The following is a 15130-nucleotide window of genomic DNA, read 5'->3' as shown; positions in this document are numbered from 1 at the left end:
TGAGGAAGTCCTGTGGAGTTGAGGCAAGGTATCGGCTAAGCTCGGTCCATGATCAGAACTGATGTCCTGCGCCTCGCGCAGGTGCGGGCCGACGCTGCCTCGGGGGCAGCGATGCGTACTCGCGCCGCCGCGCGGCTGTCGCTGTCGGAGATCGCGGACCTGTGCGGGGTGGACCCGTCGACGGTCTGGCGCTGGGAGCGAGGGAAGCGGACCCCGAGGGGAGAAGCGGCGCTCGCCTATGCCCGCGTCCTCGAAGACCTGGCCCAGCACCAGCGCAACCGAGAGCAAGTGGCATGAGCAGCGCCCTCACCCGAGCCGAGCTGCTCGCCCTCCCCGCGACCGTCGACCTTGAGACCGCCGGCCGCGCGTTCGGGCTCAAGCGCAGTACGACGTACGCCCTGGCCAAGCGGGGAGAGCTGCCGGTGCGGACTCTGCGACTCGGCCGCGCGCTGCGTGTCGTCACCGCCGAGCTGCACGAGGCACTCGGCCTCCGTCCACAGGAAGAGGCCGGGCTCCGCACGGATGTTGGCGCATCCGCCGGAGCCCTCGAACTCTCCAGCTCCGTCCAAGCCTGAACAGCACGACGGCGCGGGGTGCGAACGACCAAGCCCGCCCCGTGCCGCCGCAAGGAGACCTCTACATGCAGGAGCCTATCCAGCTCCCCCGCGCGGCCGAATCCGACTCACACTCGAACCCCTTCCGACCTGCCGCACCGAACCCCCTGCGCGTCGCCCAGTGGGCCGCCGCGCAAGGCTGGCACGTCCATCCGCTCACGCCGGGAACCAAGATCCCCGTACGCGGATGCGACCGGTGCTCCCAGGGCAGCAAGCAGCGCCCCAATCCCCGGTACACCGAGCACGACGGGCACGGCTGCCCCTGCATCTCCTCCGGCCGTCCCTGCCACGGAGTGCTCGCCGCGACCAACGACCCTGGCCGGATCGACGGCTGGTGGAACCGCCTGCCTTCCGCCGGCGTGGGCATCGCCGCCGGGCCCTCCGGGCTGGTGATCCTGGATGTGGACAGTCACGGGGGACAGGCCCCCTCCAACCCGGCTGCCCTCCTCCCCGGTGTCGACCTGCCCCACGACATCACCCCCGGCAGCGTCACGGACGGCCGTGACACGCTCGCCCTGCTCGCCGAAGTGCGGCGCGCGCCGCTGCCCGGCTGTGGCCAGCAGACGCTCACCGTCCTGACGCCGTCCGGCGGAGTGCACTACTGGTTCAAGGCGCCTAACGGCACGGCGTGGCGTCCGCTCGCCGGTGCGCTGGGCTGGCAGCTCGACCTCCGAGCCGGGTCCTCGTATGCCGTCGCGCCCGGCACTACCACCAAGAAGGGCACGTACACGGCGCTGGGTGACTGTCGGAGCGTCGCGGAGCTGCCTGTCTGGCTGGCCCGCGAGCTCGACCGCACCGGGCACCGAGTGCGGCCCGAGCGGCCACGGATCGTGCCGCCGTGGCGCAGTCGCTCGCTCGGCGGCGGCTACGTTGCCGCTGCGGTACGACGCGAACTGACCGCCGTCGCCGAGGCGCGCTCCGGAACCCGCAACGACGCCTTGAACCGCGCGGCGTTCAGCCTCGGCACGCTGCTGACTCCCGCCTCTCTCGACCAACAGCAGGTCGCGGACGCCCTGCTCGACGCCGCCCGGCACGCCGGCCTGCCGGACCGCGAGGCCGAAGCGGCGATCCGATCGGGCCTGACCGCTGGTGAACGCCAGCCACGCACTCTCAAGGGGGCCGCATGACCACGCCGCTGCCCTACGACGCGGCATCCGCGGCTCGCTCGCTCGTTGCCATACCCGGGGGCCTGAGCAGCCCCGAGCACGACGTGGCACGGCCAGGTCAGCACAAGGGCCCGCCGCAGGTCGAGGTGCTCCGCGCCATCGGACAGAACGAATTCCGGTACCTGCGCAGCAACGGCGACCCCTACGCCGTGCCCTGGGACGGAGCGCCTATCGCCGTACCGCTCAGGGCCAAGGCGCACAGCTCCACCGGCAGCGTCCGCCAGCTGCTCACCGTCCGCTATCTCCAGGCCCATGACCGCACCCCCTCCCAGACGGCGCTCAGCGACGCCGTGGCCGCCCTCGACGCCCTCGCCCTGTCCGCCCCCGAGACAAACCTCTGGCTCCGCGTCGCACCGGATCCGAGCGACCCGACGGTTACATGGCTCGACCTCGGCCGGCCCGACGGCCAGTCCGTACGCATCGCCCCGGACGGCTGGACACTCACCTACCCTGACCCGGGAGAAGGACCGATCTGGCGACGCACCAAGCTGATCGGTGAACTCCCCCTCCCCGAGCGCCCCCAGGGCGGCTGGCAGGCGGGCATTGACACCCTCGCCCAGATGCTTCCGTTCACCGCGGCGACGCTGCCCCTCGCGGTGGCCTGGTGGCTGGCCGCCCTGCGTCCCTCTCTCCCTCGCCCTATCGCCTACCTCACCGGGGAACAGGGCACCGGGAAGACCACTGCGGGGCGGATGCTCGTCGGTCTCCTCGATGGCGCGGCGATCCCGCTCCGCCAAGCGCCGGAGAACCTCAAAGACCTCGGAGTCACCGCCTCGGCCGGCTGGACCCTTCCCTTCGACAACCTCTCGGGAGTCCCCAAGTGGATGTCGGACGCACTGTGCCGCGTCGTCACCGGCGGAGCCCAGGTCAGCCGCGCCCTCTACAGCGACGACGACGTCAGCATTCTGGTCAGCCAGCGCCCCGTGCTGCTCACCGGTATCGACACCGGCGCCATGTCCAACGACCTCGCCGAACGCTCCATGGCGCTTGAACTCCAGCGCATCACCAAGCGCCGCACCCTGGCGGAGCTGTGGGGCGCCTACGAACAGGCGAGCCCCCAAATCCTGGGCGCCCTCCTGGACCTGGCGGTCATGGTGTGGGCCGACCTTCCCCACGCTGCGGCTGCCCTGGTCGATCGCCCGCGCATGGCCGACTTCTCCGAGCTGCTGCACGCGCTGGACCGCGTGACAGGCTGGACGGCCCTGGAGACCTTCCACGGCTCGCAGGACGAGCTCGTCGAAGCTGTTCTCGACGGGAACCCGGTCACTGCGGCGCTACGGGACTGGGTGAGCTCACCCAGCTTCCCCACCGAAGGCTGGACCGGCACCATGACCGAGCTGAACGCGCTGCTTTCTGCCCGTTGCAGCCCAGGGGAGCGGTGGCCCCAGACATCCGCTGTCCTCAGCGCCCGGCTCAAGCAGTCGGCGCCGGCCCTTCGCTCCCGGGGCATCAACGTGATCGCCCCGACGAGCAACAAGAACGGCAGGAAGTACACGATCACGTTCACCCCATAGCCCGCCCCTCCGACCAACCAGCCGCCCCGGCCCGCGACCACTGCGGACCGGGGCGGCTGCGTAGCCGGGGGACGAGAGGGGGACGCCCCGGAGACCAAGGGGACGCGAGGGGGACGCGCCGAACGACGCCCAGATCGCCCGCCCAGCCAGCAACTTCAGGCGAAAGCCGGTTTCGGGTACGCGGGGGGACGCTGTCGGACCCTGTCTTCTCTGTCCCAGAAGCAAGGAGGAAAGAGAGGCAGAGAGGACACCGGGAACGTCGTCCCCCACGTCCTCGGCGTCCCCTTATGTCCGATGCCGCGACCGGTCGCGCCTCGCGCGCGCGTGCGCGCGTATTGAACGTTTCCTCTTCTGCCCATTGTGGGCCTGTGCCGGATCAGTCCAGGGACCACACGTCTGCTGGTCATAGGGGCGTGTAACTGCCCGAAGAGGAAACGGCCCACCATTCGTTAGGTCCACGGTTGCGAGCGACCGGTCGATGAGCCTCCCGCGCGCGGGAGACGGCGTGACTGGCCATGCAGCTCCGCTTCCATGGCAGCGGTGACAGAGGCCCACGGGACGGTGGGAGTCCCGAAGAGCGACCAGTAGTCGTACAGCTCTCGGACTACGGCGCTGACACCCAGGCGCGCAGCGGCTGGATCAATCGAACCGATGACCCGCCGCGTGATTCCGCCCGCCCCCCGGGCCGCAGGAGTAATCCCGTGGCTGAGGAGGAGCGTGGCGGTGCGGATGGCGTCCAGCGTCTCTGCTGGTGCCGCCTGGGCGAAGCGGCCGTAGATCAAGTCGTGCCAGCCCAGTTGGGTGCGCGCCCAGGCCAGACGTTCCAGTCCGGTGCCAAGGTCCACGGCCATGTGCTCCGGGCTCTCGACGTTCCAGAGGAGGACGATGTCGCCAAGGGTGAGGTCCAGGTGGCGAAAGCGCAGCGTTACACCTTCGACCTGTCGTCGCCGCCACGTCGTGAGACTGCCGTAGATACTCAGATGCCGGCAGTGGAAGCCGAGCTGGGACAGGACGGACAGCCAGCCATCGAGGATGGATCCGTACGCGTCCAAGTTCTGCACGGGTTGGACGCGGGAGATGTTGACGAAGGAGGTGAGGAATCCTTCGCATAGGGCGCCGGCGGTGTCGCGCTGGCCGGTAAGGCGCACGACAGGTTGGGGGAGGAAGCCGGTCCGGTACGTGTGAGGCTTGCCCTCTTTGAGGAGTGGGTCGAGGGCTTGGACCGCGGAGATGGTCAGTTCGGTCTCACGGCCCCATCGGAGCGGGAGACAGGCGGCACGTGGGGCGCCGTCCCTTGCAAAGCCGCTCTCCAGCTCGTCGAGGAGTTCGCGCCATGAGGGCGGGCGGCGGGGTGGCCGATAGGGGGTGCCGCGCTGCGGATGCCGGATCTCGATGCGGGAGTCGGCGACGGTGAACTCCCAGTGCCCGCCTAACGCCGCACGGAGCGCAGCGGGTATCCGTTCCGACAGAGACATTCCGTCTCCACTGGCCGTGCTGGTCATGCTGACCGTGCCGCCATCGCCCGGAAGTGCCGGGCGGGATCGAATCGGTGCTGCCCGATCTCCTGGACCTGTCGGTGGTCGAGGCTATCCGCTCGCTCGATGGCTTGAGCCAGCTGGCGGGCGGCTGTCTCGTCGTCCTCGTCTGGGTTGGCCACGGTGATGGCGCCGGTCTGGTCGCAGAGGGCGGCTTCGGCGCAGGTGCCGGTGCGCCAGGTGAGGGCGGCCATGGGGGTGCCCGCGCGGAGGGACTCTCCGAAGACGGCGGCGCCGGCCTCCACGTAGGTGCGGGCGTAGGTGTAGACGAAGACGGACGCGTCGCGGATGGCGGCGGTCTTGGCGGGGCCGCCGAGTTCGCCGACCCACTTGACGTGGTCCGCGCTGAAGAGCCGGTCGTGGCGTCGTACGTAGCCCTCGTCGAAGACCGGTCCGACGATCCGGATCCTGCGGCCGAGTATCTGAGCAGCACGTACGGCGATGTGCGGAGCCTTCTCCTCGTCGATCCGGCCGAGCCACACGAGGTCGGTACCGGCGACCGCCGGAGGCTCCTCCTCGTTGAGGCCGAGGTGGACGGCAAGCTCGCGGATCGGCTGGTGGTTCGCGTACCGCTCGATCATCTCGGGCGAGTAGCAGTAGAGGCGTGACCGCTCGCCGTCGAAGGCAGTGGCGGCGTGCTGGAAGACCGGCGAGTGCTGGAACGTGGCGACGTCGCAGTCCAGTTCGTTCCACGTCCGGGTCCAGGCGGGCAGCGAGGGGTACTCGTGCCCCACGACCAGGAGGTCGTATCCGGCGCCGCGGAGCTCGCGCTCGGCGAGCGATCCGGCGGTGATGTCCTCCAGACGGACCGGCTTACGGACCCAGTCATTCTCTTGGTCCGTGAGCCAGGCCGGCCCCAGGAGGTGTACGTCGGCGCCTGCGGCCCGGGCGCCTACGGCGACCGCCCACAGCCATCGTTCGATCCCGCCGTACCCGGCGGGTGGAAAGGCGTAGCTACCAGGGAAGTCGCAGACGCCGACGAGCACGTTATGCCTCCGGTGTTCCGTCCGCCGAGATACGGCGGAAGCCGAGGTACGGGAAGAGAGATTCGGGAAGGACGAGGGAGCCGTCCTGCTGCTGGCACTGCTCGAGGAGCGCGGCCACGGTGCGGCCGATGGGCAGGCCGGAGCCGTTGAGGGTGGCGACGAGCTTGGGCTTGCCGTCCTCGCCTCGGGTGCGGATGTTCGCGCGACGGGCCTGGAAGGTGCCGAAGTTCGAGATCGAGGAGATCTCCCGGTACGTGTTCTGGCTGGGGATCCAGACCTCGATGTCGTACGTGAGCTGGGCGGAGAAGCCCGTGTCACCGGCGGCCAGCTTGACGACGCGGTAGGCGAGGCCGAGCTCCTTCAGGCACGCCTCGGCGTGGCCGACCATCGTCTCCAGCGTGGCGTCCGCGTCCGCCGGGTCGACCATCTGAACGATCTCGACCTTGGCGAACTGGTGCTGGCGGATCAGGCCCCGGGTGTCACGACCGTACGAGCCCGCCTCGGACCGGAAGCACGGCGTGTGCGCGGTCAGGGACAGCGGCAGGTCGGCCGCCGGGATGATCTCGTCGGCATAGAGGTTGGTCAGCGGTACCTCGGCCGTCGGAATGAGGAACAGCTCACGGTCGGCTACGCCGGTCTTGAACAGGTCCTCCTCGAACTTCGGCAGCTGTCCGGTGCCGGTCATCGTCTTGCGGCTGACCAGGTACGGAACCGCGTGCTCGACGTACCCGTGCCGGCGGGTGTGGATGTCGAGGAAGAGCGTCGCCAGGGCGCGCTCCAGGGCTGCGCCCGCCCCTCGGGAGACGACGAACCGGGGGCCGGACAGCTTCGTCGCCCGCGCGAAGTCGAGCATGCCGGTGCTCTCGCCGAGGTCGACGTGGTCCTTCGGCTCGAAGGAGAAGGCCGGCGGGGTGCCGACGCGGCGGACCTCGACCGCGAACTCGTCGGAGTCGCCGTCCGGGGCCGCGTCGTCCGGCAGGTTCGGGATGGTCAGGAGCAGCTCGGTCAGCTCCTCCTGCACCTGCTCCTGCTCGGCATCGATGTCCCGGATCTGGTCCTTCAGCTCGCGGGCACGCTCCTTCAGCTTGGAGATGTCGCCGCCCTGCTTGGCCGTCTGCTGGACCTCGCTCGCCACCCGCTTGGCCTCCGCCCGCAGCACGTCGGCTGAGCGGATGCTCTGGTTGCGCCGGGACTGGAGGTCTTCCAGCCGGGACAGGTCCAGTGAGTAACCGCGACGAGCGAGCCGACGAACTGCTTCGGCACCCATTTCAATCAGGGCGCGGGCGTCATGCATGAGGAAGATCCTTTTTATCCAGCGAGTGGGATGGGGATACCGCATCGACGGTAGCAACCGTCGACCCCTCACTGATCCGCAATATCGTCGAGTCATCATCGGTGGCTGATTCGCGGTGAACGCTCGTATCAAGATCGTCCAACAGTGCCGTGATGAGGATGGGGAGCTCGTCATCGGGTAAGGCGACCGGCTCGACGTACGGGGCCTCCGGGAAGAACAGCGGCATGGGGTCGCCTGGCGAGCGGTCCCGGTGCCAGAGCAGTACGGAGACGAGCAGACCGTGGCTGACGAGTACACGGGGACCGGGGTGCTCCAGGGCGGCGAGGACCCCGGAGAGCATCCTCCGGATGCCCTCGCGCTGGGATTCTGCGGCACCGGGTGGACGCTGCCCCGCACCGTGAGTGTCGAGCCAGACCGCGTATTCGAGGAACGGGCTGCCCTCGAATTCCCCGTAGTCGAGTTCGTTCAGCCGGCCATCGACAACCAGCGTGGCTGCGGGAACGCCCATCAGAAGAGAAGTCGTCTGCTTGGCTCGCGGGAATTCGCTGGTCAGCCACGTGGACACGGAGTGTAAGGGGAGGATGGTCCAGGCACGGCTCAGTGACTGCCGGCCTTCCTCGTTGAGGTGGATGTGCTTGGTCGGGTCGCCATTGACGAGGTACCGCTTGCTGTAGTTCGTCTGGCCGTGGCGAACGATGTAGGTGGTCACGTTCCGCTCCATGGAGTCGATGCCGAGAGGTCGGAGAGCACTTCCGCCATCTGCGGTGCTCTCGGGTCGTCGGTCTCCAGGTAGAAGAGGAGACCGTCGAGGGCGAGCAGGCGGCACCAGGGCGCGAGTACGGGGATGGGGATCCGGGAGATGCGTGAGGCAGTGGTCAGCCGCTCCCCGGTCCCGCGGGCGAGGTCGTAGTAGACGGTCCAGAACGCCCAGTCGAACGCCGGGTCACCCACCATGGGGAGCGGGTCGATCAGGCGCGGGTGCGCCAGCCAGTCGAAGGGGACGTTCTCCCGGTACAGGTCCGCGTGCAGGACCGTCGCCCGGCTCGGGTCTTCCTCAAGATCGGTGAGTGCCGGGAGCGTGGCGTCAACGAGAGGGCGCCAGGCGCCAGTGTCGAGAGCATGCTCCCGCCGGTGGATCCGGGGGAGGACTTCCCCATCGAGGTAGGTGGCGAGCCGGGGGAAGTCGTTCGGTCGGTTTCTGCGCCGCCCGAGGGTGTGGAGTCCCTGGAGGGCAGCGGCGACCATCGGCGTCTCACGCGCCGGCCGATCCGCTCCCCCGGGCCGCCCCCCTACGAGTTCGAGGGCGGCCACAGCCAGATCGTCCGCAGCCTCCAAGACGTCTGCCGTGGGTCCACCGGCCCACAGGCGCAGAGCGTCCACCTCATGGCGGTACCGGTCGGGGTCGACCCAAGCTTTGAGGAGCAGCGGACGCCCGTCGACGTCGGTCGCCGTGGCGATCACCGAGGCGTGTCCGGCGTCGAAGTAGTCCCCGAGCGAGAGCTCCCAGCGTTCCGCAGCCCCCGCTAGCAGGCCCGGGGCTGCATCGAGCCAGCCCTCGGCTCCGTTGCCGTAGTGCGCGAGCAGGCGCCGCCGGCAACCTGCGGGGATCTCTCCGAGCGTCCGCTTCGGCATCAGCTCAGCACGATCCCGTCGGAGACGAGTTCGTCCGTGAGGGCCGGGAACTCGGTGAGGATCTCCGCGACCAGGGCCTGCACCTTGTCGACCTCGGCGTCGGGAGCGGAAAGGCGGACGAGGATGCGCCAGGGCTCATCGAGCCGCTGCCCGGTGGTGCTCACGAGGTGCACCTCCGCGTGGCCCGCGGTCGCCTCGTGGAGCCTGGAGGCCAGCCGCTGCGCGGCGATGTTGTAGAGCTTGCCGACGTGGTAGACGGGGTTCTTGCCGTTCGCCCCCTCCAGGTTCATCGGCCGCAGCGGCGTGATGAGGCCGTTCACGCGGTTGCCTCGGCCGACGACGCCCTCGTCACCGGACTCGATGGAGCTGCCGGTGTACGTCAGGTACAGCTCGTCCTTCTCCGGCACGTCCCGGGCGTTCAGCCGGAAGCGGGTCTCCGCCCCGGACATCCGGAGGGCGGCGAGCCGGTGGCACTCGGCCAGAACGCTCTCCGAGTTGCGGACGTACTCCGCCCGGCTGGCGACATGGCGCGACTTCTGGGGGACGCACAGCACGACGTCCGCCCGGTCTCCATCCCAGTAGCCCATGAGCTTGACGTCGGAGCCGCACCAGGCGTGGGCGAGGGTGAAGTCGCTCTTGCCGGAGAAGTGGTCCACCAGCTCGCGGACGAACGACTCGAACGGGTTCTCCGGCGCCCAGCCCGTCCCGAGGGACGTGTCATTGGACAGCCGCACCCGCCGCTCGCGGAGGTCGTCGATGGAGCGCGGGTTGAACCAGCGGGTACGGTCCGGCACTCCGTCACCGGTGAGGACGGCGCCCGGGCTGGAATTGCTGGTGATGTTGAACGTGATGTCGAGGTGGTTCGACACCTCGGGAAGCCGCTCGGCGAAGAAGGCCCCGACCTCGGCCTCGACGATCTCCTTGACGGGGATCCGTTCCCCGCCGCACATGGGCGCGGCTCGCCCGTTAACCAGGACGCGGACGGGGGACGTCATCCCGCCGGCGCCGTAGCGGACCTCGCTGGCCCCACCGAGGAGGGCGAGCTTGTCGAAGTTGTGGTGCAGGACGGCACCGAAGTGCTGGACGGTGTAGTGGCTGTAAGCGCGGGACAGCCGCTCGGCGAGATGGTCCGCCAGGGTGTCCGGGTGGCCGAGGCCCTTGCGCTCCACGATGGTCGTCGCGTCCGGCGTGGCCCTGCCGGTCTCGATGACGAGGTGGCTGTTTCCGATGGTCGTGCTCGTACGAGGCATCACGAACTCCCAATCAGGATCGGAGAAGGGGTGAGCGCAGGCGTCAGCGCGCCTGGTCGAGCGAGAGAGCGGAGGTTCAGCGGGGAACGCCAGCGGCACGAAGGAACGAGACGACCCGAGCAAGCTCCATACATGCGGCTGCGGGATGTTCTTCGGCAGTGAGCCGGTCGACGTCGTGCGTGGAGATCAAGTCGAGGTCCGATGGCCGCCGCCGATCGAGCCAGAGGAGGAGGCGCCAGGCCAGCACCGGACCCTCCAGCGGCAGCTCTGCCATGCGATCGACTGGGATGCGGCCAGGCAATGCGTCCTCGTAGATCAGATCGCGGATGAGGTGAAACACCACGTCCGCGTAGTCCACGACAGCCGGACCGCGTCCGCTGGCCTCCCAGTCCACGACATGGAGGCCCTCACCGTCGACCAGCAGGTGTTCGGGTTTGAGGTCTCCATGGAGGTGGACGACCGAATGCGACTCAAGCGGCTGGAGGGCCTTCTCCATCGCCGCCCACCAGGGCCTGGTCCTGCAGCGTCCGGAGAGCTGGGCCAGGAGGAAGTAGTGCTGCATCGCAGGGTCGCCTGGACCCGCCGTCCAGCCAGACCCGGGCGGGAGACCAGCAGCACGCTGGTGCAGCCGGCCAGCCACATCAAGAACGTGGCCGAGGTACTCCTCGATCGCCCTGTCCGTGCCGATCGAGCAAGGAGTCCCGGGCAGCATCCGGAACACGGTCCAGGAACCGGAACTGTCCTGGTCTGTGGCCAGGACGGCCGGTACCGAGAAGCCTCGAATCGCAGCGAGCCCGACCGTCTCGACCTCACGCAGGCGCCGACCCTCCGGGTCTATGCCGAGGTAGACCTTCATCAGCGCACTGCCGTCCACCGACCGCCGCGTCCTGGAGTACGGCTTGACGGTCGCCAACCCGAACGGACCGAGACGGTGTTCGGTCTCTAGCTCGGTCGCCTCAACGTTGAACCCCATCTCACCTCCGCCTTCCGTGTCCGCTTGAGTGGTACAGACGGAGGCGAGGTGACCCGCCGCCGTGCTTGCGCCAAGTAAGCCCGACTCCCCCCAGCTCGGCAGTGGACAGGGTTAACAAGGGGCTCCGTTAACTGTTAACTCCCCACGCCAGAGGCCCCTTTGGCAGCATGATGAGAAGGGGCGGACCGCGAGGTGTTTCGGGGGAGCGATGAAGTCCAGGAGCAGGCTCCAAGAGGTAAGGCAGAGCCGCGGATGGAGACAGGGCGACCTCATTGACGCCTTGGTCGGCGCCGCTGAGCGCCTCGGCGTCGAATCGCCCTCAGCGGCCAGCTGGAAGACGCTCATCTCCATGTACGAGAACGGCCGGCGCCCGGTGAGCGCGGATCACCAGCCGCTCTTCCGTGAGGCGTACCAGGCAACGGACCGGGAGCTCGGCTTCCCGGGGTCCGAGTTCCTCTTGGGCGGCCAGACACCGCACCCGGCCGTGTCCTTCCTGCGGACCAAGTTCCCCGTGCCTGTCAGCCCCGAGATGTTGCGGTACCTGACGTCCCTCCTCGACCAACACGCGCAGGCCGAGCCGCTTGTCGGCCCGCAATTCCTGATGGCCCCTGTCCAGAGTCAGATGCCCCTCATCGAGCAGATGTGCCGAGATGCGTACGGCCCCTTACGCGAAGACGTGCTGCGCATCGGCGCGAGATACACAGAGTTCCTGGGCTGGCTGCATCAGGACACAGGCCGCGCGGACGAGGCCATGCGGTGGACCGGCCTGGCGATGGAGTACGCCCAAGAGCTGGGTGACCCGATGCTGATCGCGTACCTGTTCCAGCGTCGCAGCAACATCGCCACCGAGGCAGGACACGCAGGCCACGGCGCAGGGCTCGCCGGCGCCGCCCTCCGGTACGCCGCGGAGCTCTCACCCCGGGTCCACGCCGTCGTGCTGCGCCAACTCGCGAACAGCAAGGCCAGCCTCGGAGAACATGACGAGACCGCTCGCGCCATCGACCAAGCCCTCGTCGCTGCCGCCAGAGGCGATGACGCAGACCCCATGGCTGGGTACTGCTCGGTGGCGTACATCGAGATGGAGGGCGCGAACTGCGACGTGCGCCTGGAGCGGCCCACCCAAGCTGTGGAGACCTACCGGGAGAGCCTGAGCCACTGGCCAGCCGTGCAGGAACGCGACCGCGGCTTATGCCTCGCCAGGCTCGCTACGGCGAACGCCATCCTCGAGGACGTTGAAGGCGCCCACCAGGCTGCTGAGCAAGCCCTCGGGATCGCCCAACGAACAGGCTCGGCACGCATTCTCAACGAGCTGTACCGACTTCAGACGCGTCTTGCGCGTTGGCACAAGCTAGTGGAAGTTTCAGAATTGAACAGGGAGCTGGACACCATGAAGAGAGTCGCTCCCTAGCCGACTTGAGGGAGTGCTGTGAACCTGCTGCCGACCGCCACGAGCACAGACGTCCAAGAGCAGCAGCCTCGTGTCGCCGTTCTCCCAATCGGATCCTTCGAGCAGCACGGCCGCTACCTACCGCTCATCACCGACACGGCTATCGCCTGCATCATCAGTCAGGAGATCGCCGACGCCTACCCCGTGCACCTGCTCCCCCCGATCACCATGTCGTGCAGTCACGAGCACGCATCGTTCCCAGGCACCGTCAGCATCAGCGCCAAGACACTGTTCGCCGTGGTCGACGACATCCGAGCCTCCCTCGCACGATCTGGCATAACCAAGCTGGTGATCGTGAACGGGCACGGGGGGAACTACGTCCTGTCGAATATCGCTCAGGAGGCCAACGTCGACGGCCCCGCTGTGTCCCTCTTCCCGCTCGGATTGGACTGGGACCGCGCGCGGGACTACGGAGGACTGACCTCGGACCGGCACGGCGACATGCACGCTGGCGAGATCGAGACCTCCATCCTCCTGCACGCCGCCCCAGAGCTGGTGCGGGAGGGCTACACCGACGCGGACCACGATGGCGGCGCCCGCCCCTTCCTCCTCGTGCAGGGGATGAGCGCGTACTCCGACTCCGGAGTGATTGGCTATCCGTCCTACGCAACTGAGGCCAAGGGCAAGGCCGTGCTGGAAAGCCTGAGGATCGGCTTCGCCGCACACCTCAGCCTGCTTAGCGGAGTTGTTGAAGAAAACCCCCAAGATTGCTGAAGGCAGTGGGCAGGGCGGCATCTCTCTACCCGGGTCGTGGGCCATGCCGAGGAGCCACCACAGCTCAGGGGGTGAGGCGGTTCGGCCCCCGGAACAGGAACGCAGCCTCGCGAATCGAGTCCAGGCCGAGCATGACCATCAGGATCCGCCCCAGGCCGGCGCCGAGGCCGCCGTGGGGCGGGCAGCCGAAGCGGAAGATGTTCATGTAGTCCTGCATCGGCTCGGTGTCCATGCTCTGCTCCTCGGCCTGCTTGAGCAGCACGTCGGAGCGGTGCTCACGCTGGGCCCCGGTGGTGATCTCCAGGCCCTTCCAGAGCAGGTCGAAGCTGAGCGTGAGGTCCGGCCGGTCCGCCGGACGCATGTGGTAGAAGGGCCGGATGCTGGCCGGGTAGTGCGTGATGAACACGAACTCGTGGCCCGTGAGCTCCTTCATGTGGGCGGCGATGGTGTGCTCACCTTCCGGGTCCAGGTCCTCCTTGACGCCTTCGGGGTCCCAGCCGCCAGCTCGCAGGATCTCCTGTGCCTCGGCCATCGTGATCCGGGGGAACGGGGTCTCCGGCACGACGACCTCGATACCGAAGATCTCCTGGATCGCCTCGCCGTGGACCTCTGCGACCTTCGCGATGGCGTGGGCGAGCATCCGCTCCTCGAAGGCCATCACGTCCTCGACGTCGTCGATCCACGACAGCTCGACGTCCACGCCGGTGAACTCGGTCGCGTGCCGGGAGGTGTACGACGGCTCGGCTCGGAAGACGGGTCCGATCTCGAAGACCCTGTCGATGCCGGCGGCCACGGCCATCTGCTTGTAGAACTGGGGCGACTGCGCGAGGTAGGCCGAGCGGTCGAAGTACCCGAGCTTGAACACCTCCGCGCCGGACTCCGAGGCGGTGCCCATCAGCTTCGGCGTGTGCATCTCCGTGCAGCCGTTCTGCATGGCGTACTCGCGCAGCCCCTGCTCCAGGGTCGTCTGCGCGGCGAACACCATCTGCGCGGTGGCCCGCTTGCGTACGTCGAGGAACCGCCAGTCGAGCCGGTGCTCGGGGCCGGTGTGCTCGTCGATCGGCAGCGGCGTTTCCGCCCGGTTCAGCACCTCGATCGTCTCGGGGACGATCTCCAGGCCGCCCAGGTTGACCTGGGCTGCTTCTACGACGCGGCCGGTGATCCGGACTGCGGACTCGGGGGTGAGCGATTCGATGACGGCTTCAAGGGGGCCGCCGTCGCGCTTGTGGGTCACCTGGGCCATGCCGGAGTGGTCCCGCAGGATGACGAACTGCATCTTGCGTTGCAGCCGGAGTGCGTTCACCCAGCCGGAGACGGTGACGGTCTGGTCGAGGTGTGCGCGTAGGTCAGAAGCCAGTACGCGGCTAGTGGTGTGGATCATCGCAGCCCTCCAGGGGCGTCGTCATGATCCCTTGGAAGCGTGGGCGAGAAGGGTACTCGCGGTGCCACCACGCCTTTGCCACCGCCAGACAGCGGCGGCCTCATTCAGCCCGATGACGGGGGCAAACCGGCGGGGCATTGGGCCCGGGGGCCTTTCTTCCCCGCGCTCGGGAGGGTCTTCACCATGGGTGCGAGTCCGCCTTCACAGCTGCCGGCGGCTCTCTCTGCTCGCGTGATCCGTGGCTACTCATCTCCGTCTACGCGTTGCCCACGAGAATAGGGACCCCGCAAGTCCCCCGCAACGCAATCACGGCGATGGCGCACGAACTGGCCGAATGGCGCCGCTGTCGAGGCGGCACCGAAGGAGATCACTCCAAGTCCTCGCCAGCAACCTGCTCGTCGTCGACGCTGGCCAGTGGGCCCTCCCCAGAGGCGCCCAGGTGTCGTGACCATGGCCACGACACCTGACCAGGCAAGGAGTGCCACCGCACCCCTCCTGAGCCGTGGAACCCGGACGCAGCCGCAACGACACGCGAAGGCCGCTCGAGGCCCGCCCGAACAAAAGGGATGAATCAGCCACCTCACGCCACGGCAGTCACGCTGACGAATTGAGGCGAACGCTCCG

14 protein-coding genes are annotated in these 15130 nt (G+C 68.4%); 6 read left to right on the top strand and 8 right to left on the bottom strand.

What is annotated here, in order from left to right; genetic code table 11:
* The first annotated feature begins 48 nt into the window (after positions 1-48).
* The 4 genes from OG753_RS20860 to OG753_RS20845 all read left to right on the top strand — a co-directional run bounded on the left by OG753_RS20860 (position 49) and on the right by OG753_RS20845 (position 3294).
* On the top strand, positions 49-297 hold the full coding sequence (locus OG753_RS20860) for a helix-turn-helix domain-containing protein (RefSeq protein WP_405789595.1): 249 nt from the start codon (positions 49-51) through the stop codon (positions 295-297).
* Positions 294-575 (top strand): integrase, encoded by a 282-nt coding sequence (locus tag OG753_RS20855; protein ID WP_405789594.1) that lies wholly within the window; start codon positions 294-296, stop codon positions 573-575. The genes OG753_RS20860 and OG753_RS20855 overlap by 4 nt, the downstream gene beginning before the upstream one ends.
* Positions 576-640: 65 nt before the next feature.
* Positions 641-1741, top strand: coding sequence for a bifunctional DNA primase/polymerase (locus OG753_RS20850; protein WP_405789592.1), 1101 nt, complete (start codon positions 641-643; stop codon positions 1739-1741).
* Positions 1738-3294, top strand: coding sequence for a hypothetical protein (locus tag OG753_RS20845; protein ID WP_405789590.1), 1557 nt, complete (start codon positions 1738-1740; stop codon positions 3292-3294). The genes OG753_RS20850 and OG753_RS20845 overlap by 4 nt, the downstream gene beginning before the upstream one ends.
* 449 nt (positions 3295-3743) lie before the next feature.
* Here the strand turns inward: OG753_RS20845 and OG753_RS20840 are convergent, their stop codons facing one another.
* The 7 genes from OG753_RS20840 to OG753_RS20810 all read right to left on the bottom strand — a co-directional run bounded on the left by OG753_RS20840 (position 3744) and on the right by OG753_RS20810 (position 10964).
* Positions 3744-4796, bottom strand: coding sequence for a hypothetical protein (locus tag OG753_RS20840; protein WP_390405658.1), 1053 nt, complete (start codon positions 4794-4796; stop codon positions 3744-3746).
* Positions 4793-5815, bottom strand: a complete 1023-nt coding sequence (locus tag OG753_RS20835) for a glycosyltransferase (RefSeq protein WP_405789588.1) — start codon at positions 5813-5815, stop codon at positions 4793-4795. Before OG753_RS20835 ends, OG753_RS20840 begins: the two co-directional genes overlap by 4 nt.
* Before the next feature lies 1 nt (position 5816).
* The gene (serS, locus tag OG753_RS20830; RefSeq protein WP_405789586.1) at positions 5817-7109 is read right to left on the bottom strand and encodes a serine--tRNA ligase; all 1293 of its coding nucleotides are present in this window, start codon (positions 7107-7109) and stop codon (positions 5817-5819) included.
* Positions 7102-7818, bottom strand: coding sequence for a histidine phosphatase family protein (locus tag OG753_RS20825; RefSeq protein ID WP_405789584.1), 717 nt, complete (start codon positions 7816-7818; stop codon positions 7102-7104). The genes serS and OG753_RS20825 overlap by 8 nt, the downstream gene beginning before the upstream one ends.
* On the bottom strand, positions 7815-8741 hold the full coding sequence (locus tag OG753_RS20820; protein ID WP_405789582.1) for an aminoglycoside phosphotransferase family protein: 927 nt from the start codon (positions 8739-8741) through the stop codon (positions 7815-7817). The genes OG753_RS20825 and OG753_RS20820 overlap by 4 nt, the downstream gene beginning before the upstream one ends.
* Positions 8741-9991, bottom strand: a complete 1251-nt coding sequence (locus tag OG753_RS20815) for a methionine adenosyltransferase (protein ID WP_405789581.1) — start codon at positions 9989-9991, stop codon at positions 8741-8743. Before OG753_RS20815 ends, OG753_RS20820 begins: the two co-directional genes overlap by 1 nt.
* Positions 9992-10067: 76 nt before the next feature.
* The gene (locus OG753_RS20810; protein WP_405789579.1) at positions 10068-10964 is read right to left on the bottom strand and encodes an aminoglycoside phosphotransferase family protein; all 897 of its coding nucleotides are present in this window, start codon (positions 10962-10964) and stop codon (positions 10068-10070) included.
* 349 nt (positions 10965-11313) lie between these two features.
* Between OG753_RS20810 and OG753_RS20805 the strand changes: the two genes are divergently transcribed.
* A complete protein-coding gene (locus tag OG753_RS20805; protein WP_405789577.1) occupies positions 11314-12372 on the top strand; it encodes a hypothetical protein in 1059 nt (352 codons plus the stop codon).
* Positions 12373-12390: 18 nt separating this feature from the next.
* Positions 12391-13125 (top strand): creatininase family protein, encoded by a 735-nt coding sequence (locus OG753_RS20800; RefSeq protein WP_405789575.1) that lies wholly within the window; start codon positions 12391-12393, stop codon positions 13123-13125.
* Between the two features lie 64 nt (positions 13126-13189).
* Here OG753_RS20800 and aspS read toward each other — a convergent pair whose 3' ends face one another.
* On the bottom strand, positions 13190-14506 hold the full coding sequence (gene aspS / locus OG753_RS20795) for an aspartate--tRNA(Asn) ligase (RefSeq protein WP_405789573.1): 1317 nt from the start codon (positions 14504-14506) through the stop codon (positions 13190-13192).
* Positions 14507-15130 lie beyond the last annotated feature (624 nt).

The organism is Streptomyces sp. NBC_00029, assembly GCF_045160505.1.
Classification (GTDB): Bacteria; Actinomycetota; Actinomycetes; order Streptomycetales; family Streptomycetaceae; genus Streptomyces.
The sequence above is the reverse complement of the archived record's forward strand: the minus strand, read 5'-3'. Positions and strand labels throughout refer to the sequence as shown.

Bases quoted from the DNA above. Each gene is read 5' to 3' on its own strand.
- OG753_RS20855 (WP_405789594.1), top strand. From the start codon at position 294: ATGAGCAGCGCCCTCACCCGAGCCGAGCTGCTCGCCCTCCCCGCGACC.
- serS (WP_405789586.1), bottom strand. From the start codon at position 7,109: ATGCATGACGCCCGCGCCCTGATTGAAATGGGTGCCGAAGCAGTTCGT.
- OG753_RS20860 (WP_405789595.1), top strand. From the start codon at position 49: ATGATCAGAACTGATGTCCTGCGCCTCGCGCAGGTGCGGGCCGACGCT.
- OG753_RS20820 (WP_405789582.1), bottom strand. From the start codon at position 8,741: ATGCCGAAGCGGACGCTCGGAGAGATCCCCGCAGGTTGCCGGCGGCGC.
- aspS (WP_405789573.1), bottom strand. From the start codon at position 14,506: ATGATCCACACCACTAGCCGCGTACTGGCTTCTGACCTACGCGCACAC.
- OG753_RS20840 (WP_390405658.1), bottom strand. From the start codon at position 4,796: ATGACCAGCACGGCCAGTGGAGACGGAATGTCTCTGTCGGAACGGATA.
- OG753_RS20815 (WP_405789581.1), bottom strand. From the start codon at position 9,991: ATGCCTCGTACGAGCACGACCATCGGAAACAGCCACCTCGTCATCGAG.
- OG753_RS20845 (WP_405789590.1), top strand. From the start codon at position 1,738: ATGACCACGCCGCTGCCCTACGACGCGGCATCCGCGGCTCGCTCGCTC.
- OG753_RS20805 (WP_405789577.1), top strand. From the start codon at position 11,314: ATGTACGAGAACGGCCGGCGCCCGGTGAGCGCGGATCACCAGCCGCTC.
- OG753_RS20850 (WP_405789592.1), top strand. From the start codon at position 641: ATGCAGGAGCCTATCCAGCTCCCCCGCGCGGCCGAATCCGACTCACAC.
- OG753_RS20810 (WP_405789579.1), bottom strand. From the start codon at position 10,964: ATGGGGTTCAACGTTGAGGCGACCGAGCTAGAGACCGAACACCGTCTC.